Origin of the sequence: Streptococcus agalactiae ATCC 13813 (genome assembly GCF_000186445.1) — a bacterium.
GTDB lineage: Bacteria > Bacillota > Bacilli > Lactobacillales > Streptococcaceae > Streptococcus > Streptococcus agalactiae.
Genome location: NZ_GL636070.1, coordinates 300,626 through 305,651, shown reverse-complemented (window position 1 = coordinate 305,651; position 5,026 = coordinate 300,626). Strand labels below are relative to the sequence as shown.

Here is a 5,026-nt window from a genome sequence, read left to right as displayed (position 1 = left end):
GAACTGAGCATAGCTCAGTTTTTATTTTACACCTTATTTTTGTACAGCATTACTGACGCTTTTAGCAACTACATCGGCCACATCATTTTGAAAAGCATTTGGAATGATGTGAGTTGTGCTTAATTCTTCCTCCGGTATTAAACTAGCTATGCCTCTCGCTGCCGCAATTTGCATTTCAACAGTTATCGTTTTTGCTCTAGCATCTAATGCTCCTCTGAAAATACCCGGAAATGCTAAAACATTATTAATTTGATTTGGAAAATCACTACGACCAGTTCCAACTATGTAAGCTCCGGCTTTTAAGGCTTGATCTGGATAAATTTCTGGAATGGGATTCGCCATTGCAAATACAATAGGTTTATCAGCCATCTTGGAAATCCATTCTGCATGTAATGCTTCCGGAGCAGAAACACCTATAAAAACATCGGCATTCTCCAAAGCATCTTCTAAGGATCCAGATTGGAATTCTCTATTAGTCAATTTTGCAATCGCTTTGTAATGAGGGGCTAATGACTCCCGATCTTTATCGTTAATAATGCCAAATCGATCAACTACCGTTACATGTTTTGCTCCTGCTGATAGAAGCTTCCTTGTTATAGATAAGCCCGCTGAACCTCCACCATTAACAACTACTCTGATGTCTTCAATGTCTTTTTTAACTAGCTTCAAACTGTTAAACAAAGCCGCTAATACTACGATTGCTGTACCATGTTGGTCATCATGGAAAACTGGTATATCACATTCTTCAATTAGGCGTTGTTCAATTTCGAAACAACGTGGTGCTGAAATATCCTCTAAATTAATCCCTCCAAAAGTCGGCGAAATCGCTTTTACTATAGAAATAATTTCCTCTGTATCATTTGTTTTCAACACAATTGGCACAGCATCTACATTTGCAAAACGTTTAAAGAGTGCTGCTTTACCTTCCATGACTGGCATTGCTGCCTCAGGACCAATATCTCCTAATCCAAGAACAGCCGAACCGTCACTCACTACGGCTACTGTATTTTTTTTAGTCGTCAACTCATATGCAAGCTCCACATCCTCTGCAATAGCCGATGATACTGACGCCACCCCTGGGGTATAGGCAATACTAAGACCCCTCTTATCTTCCACCTTAACTTTTGAAATTACTTCTAATTTTCCACCATTTTCTCTAGCTTGGTTGATAGCTAATTGACCTAAATTTTCACTCATTTTGATAACTCCTTTTGATAAATATTAGAATAACATGCGTAAAATGGCTGTCATCGTGATAACAGTAATAGCTCCTCCTAAACGCGTAGCAACTTGAGCAAATGGCATTAAGTTCATTCGGTCTGCTGTACTTAAAATGGCAACATCTCCTGTTCCTCCCATACCACTTTGACAAGCTGAAATAATACCTGCTTCAACAGGATTCATATTAAGGAATCGCGATACAAAGAATCCAACAGAAATAACTGTAAATACAACACTAATAACAACTATGAAATATTGTATGCTAAGCGTTGCCACAACATCTTTTAACGGGATATAAAGCAATCCTAGCCCTGCCATTAGAGGAAATGTAAAATTACCAGAAATAAATTTATAAAGTTGCTTAGCTCCATTTTGTGTTTCTCTAGGAATAACATTGATATATTTCAAAATAGCTGCTGCAATAATCATTAATACAGGGCCAGGAAATCCAGTTAATTGCTGCAACAAATGTCCAAAAATAAAGAGACTACATGCTGTTAAAACACCTCCACCCATTTTCTTAACGTCAATTGGGCCAGAATGATCAGCAATAATATCTGACATGTCCTCTCCTTTATTTAACCTTACTAATTGCCCTTGACCAGACAAGTGTGGTTTCTTTTCTCCCAAACGATTCAATAGTGCAGTACATAAAATGGCAAAGAAATTACCAATAATAGTGGCTGGGATGAGTTGAGCAACTAGTTGTTCACTAGCTACACCGGTAATTGAACTATAGCCTAACGATAATGGTAAAATACCTTCACCAATACCACCAGCTAAAACGGATGTTACGATATAAAACAAAGTGTGTCGCCACTCTAAGCCTAAAATAACACCGACAAATGTCCCTACCATCATCGCACAAACCATTCCTAATAACATGGGGAAAATCATTCTTAGCAATCCCTGAATCAACATTTTCCGATTCATCCCTAAAATACTACCGGACACTAAACAAGCAATATAAAAATAAAGAAAGTTAGCTTGCTTCATCAACATATTTGTTGACTCTAAAACATTTTTATTAATGAGGTTGAAAAACACCAAAATAGATGGTACTAATAAAGATAAAATAGCTGGGCCACCGAAGTTTTTAAAACCAGGAATGCTAGCTCCGATAGTACCTAAGAACCACCCCATTGTTAAGATGACTGCAAATCCTCCTAGCATATTGACTGGCAATTTTTGTAAAAAGCCTGCTAGAAGAATCAATAATGCTAAACAAACATATACTGGTAGGGGAACTGACCCTACCAGTATATGAAATAGTTTAGTCTTTAAGTCTTGCTTTTGACCTCTAGAACCCTCATTATTCACTACCTTCACGTCTGCCGTGAAAGCACCTCCTTTTACTTCTTATGTACAGTTTACTTTGGGACTTAGTGATAAGGAAGTTTATTTAAGTAATTGAATTATTTCAACTTATTTAATTAATTTAAGCTGGATTCTAGTTTTTAGGCTATGTTATACTAAACTCGGAGGGTGCTGATGAAAAAAAAACTATCTCTTTGGGCATTTCTATCATTGATTTTAGTCACTATGACCATTTGTATATTTTCTATTTTTTATTATGTCACTATACATCAGTCCTATCGTATGGTAAGGGTACAGGAAGAAAAAATCTTAAAAAATACTGGTTATGCTTTATCGAGAAATCCACAAGTTATACAAACACTCAAAGATAATCACTATAATCAAAGTCTCCAAAAACAAATGCTATTCCTTAGCAAAAAATCAAATTTAGACTATATTGTCCTTATAAATTTAAAAGGGATCCGTTTTACCCACCCTGACTCCACTAAGATTGGTAAACCATTTCAAGGCGGTGATGAACAAGCTGTTTTTAAGGGAAAAGCTATTATGTCTACTGCAGAAGGTTCTTTAGGAAAATCTTTACGATACTTAATTCCAGTATATGATCACCAAAAACAGGTTGGAGCAATTGCAGTTGGCTTAAAATTAACGACACTTGGAGACTTATCTCAAAGTAGTATAAAAGAGTTTAGTAAGCCTCTCTTGATTAGTATTTTGATTAGCTTAGTCGTCACAAGTATAATTTCTTATGGCTTAAAAAAACAACTTCACAACCTCCATCCAAGTGATATTTTTCAACATTTAGAAGAGCGCAATGCAACACTGGACCAAATTCAAGCTGCTGTATTTGTTATTGACCAGAGGCATATCATCAAAAGAAATAATCCCGCAGCTAGTTTATTATTCAAAAAAGAGGGGCAACGAGACCTATTTTCAGGTAAATTATTAGAATCTTTAATTCCTCAACTCAAGCAGGATCATTTTTCAAAAAAAACTGAACAAGTATTACATTTTCAAGGACAAGACTATTTACTATCTATCTCGCCAATTACGGTTAAAACACAAAATAGAGGTTATGTTGTCTTCTTAAGGAATGTTACTGAAACACTTTTCACTTTGGGAAGATTTGTCAAGGACATAAACAAAATTTCTTTGACAAATTTATATCTTCTCTGTTTCTCTCTTGATTAGCTTTAGTATTTTATCCTTGTATGTTTCCCCTGTACCTTGCTTGAAATGTAGGTTTACAGTGTATTTTGTCTTCCCCATATACATAATTAACTGTTTATGTGGTGGTGCTTGTATTTTCCTTTTTTCTTCTTCCATAAATTCTCCTTTCCATTTTTAAACAATAAAAAAACAGTAAACCTTTTTGATTTACTGTTCTGTGAATTGTATATTATATTTTCCTAAATTAAATTGTGTATCTCAATCATCTGTAAATTCAAATAAATCTTCTACACTAACATTAAATACTTTTGCAATATCCATAGCTAATTTTAATGACGGATTATATTTTCCATTTTCAAGATGTACAATAGTTTCTCTTCTGGCATTTACCATTTCCGCAAGTTCGGATTGCTTATATTTTGCCTTTTCTCTATATTCCTTAACTTTTGTTATAAGTGCCATCATTATACTCCTTTAGAATCCATAATTAAAAATATAATCGTACGAAGTATTGTAATTGCAATTATGGTTCCAATAATTAGCCATCCCATAACTGCTGTTGAAATTGCATTTACATGACCTAAAATTCCTCCTAAATATGCTATAATGACCATCAAAAGACAAAAAACTTTCAAGCATATCGCATCACATCTTAATAGATTTTTTTCTGCAAATTCATCAAAGTATTCTTTCTTATATTTTTTTACTCTAAAATAATGTACTATCAGTATCAAAAATAAAAGAAAACCCCAATAGCTTGAAAATTGTCGATATTCAGGCTGATAGTCGCTTCTACTCCACAACCAATAATACCCTGCAATTAAAATTGCAATAATAATTTTTGTTGCAACAACTTCTCGTATAGATACTTTGTTTTTCATTTCAAGTTCTCCTTACATATAATTTCAAGTGATATATTTCTAACTCGATGTTATAAATATATCACATAACAATTTTAATGTCAATAGTAAAGTTATAAATATTTCACTTTTTTGTTTTTATAACTCTAACTCATTCTTCTTTACCTGCGATAGTCGCTTTTCTTGTTCCTGTAACTGCTCTATACAGGTTTTAACTTTTTCTGCTTGTCCTACTTCCTCTCGTATCTCCAATATTTGATTATATAGACTCTTTTTTCTTTCTTCAAAGTATCAACTTCCGATTTCCATTTGCTAATGGCTAAGTTCTTGCTTTCTCCTAAATGTTCTTTCAGATATTTTTTCGCACTCTCAAATAAAATAATCTCTGCCGTATGCTCGTTATAAAAATATTCCTGTTTACTTTTCTTTAGTTTAGTATAGGCTTTGTAGGTATCTTT

General features: G+C 34.0%; 5 protein-coding genes and 2 pseudogenes. 1 reads left to right on the top strand and 6 read right to left on the bottom strand.

Features of this window, described 5'->3' with window-relative positions:
- Nucleotides 1-33: 33 nt before the first annotated feature.
- Nucleotides 34-1,197, bottom strand: coding sequence for an NAD(P)-dependent malic enzyme (locus tag HMPREF9171_RS111480; RefSeq protein WP_001293710.1), 1,164 nt, complete (start codon nt 1,195-1,197; stop codon nt 34-36).
- A 24-nt stretch (nt 1,198-1,221) separates the two neighbouring features.
- The gene (locus tag HMPREF9171_RS111485; protein WP_001058339.1) at nt 1,222-2,541 is read right to left on the bottom strand and encodes a 2-hydroxycarboxylate transporter family protein; all 1,320 of its coding nucleotides are present in this window, start codon (nt 2,539-2,541) and stop codon (nt 1,222-1,224) included.
- 171 nt (nt 2,542-2,712) lie between these two features.
- Between HMPREF9171_RS111485 and HMPREF9171_RS111490 the strand changes: the two are divergent.
- Nucleotides 2,713-3,657 (top strand): annotated as a pseudogene (locus HMPREF9171_RS111490) (cache domain-containing protein); the annotation flags it as partial.
- 42 nt (nt 3,658-3,699) lie between these two features.
- Here the strand turns inward: HMPREF9171_RS111490 and HMPREF9171_RS111495 are convergent.
- From HMPREF9171_RS111495 to HMPREF9171_RS01000000112920, 4 genes and pseudogenes are all read right to left on the bottom strand, one after another.
- Nucleotides 3,700-3,864, bottom strand: a complete 165-nt coding sequence (locus HMPREF9171_RS111495) for a transposon-encoded TnpW family protein (RefSeq protein WP_000390744.1) — start codon at nt 3,862-3,864, stop codon at nt 3,700-3,702.
- Nucleotides 3,865-3,966: 102 nt separating this feature from the next.
- Complete coding sequence (locus HMPREF9171_RS111500; protein ID WP_021675795.1) at nt 3,967-4,170, bottom strand: helix-turn-helix transcriptional regulator; 204 nt, start codon at nt 4,168-4,170, stop codon at nt 3,967-3,969.
- 2 nt (nt 4,171-4,172) lie between these two features.
- Nucleotides 4,173-4,589, bottom strand: coding sequence for a hypothetical protein (locus tag HMPREF9171_RS111505; RefSeq protein WP_000792450.1), 417 nt, complete (start codon nt 4,587-4,589; stop codon nt 4,173-4,175).
- A 117-nt stretch (nt 4,590-4,706) separates the two neighbouring features.
- A pseudogene (locus HMPREF9171_RS01000000112920) lies at nt 4,707-5,026 on the bottom strand (MobQ family relaxase); the annotation flags it as partial.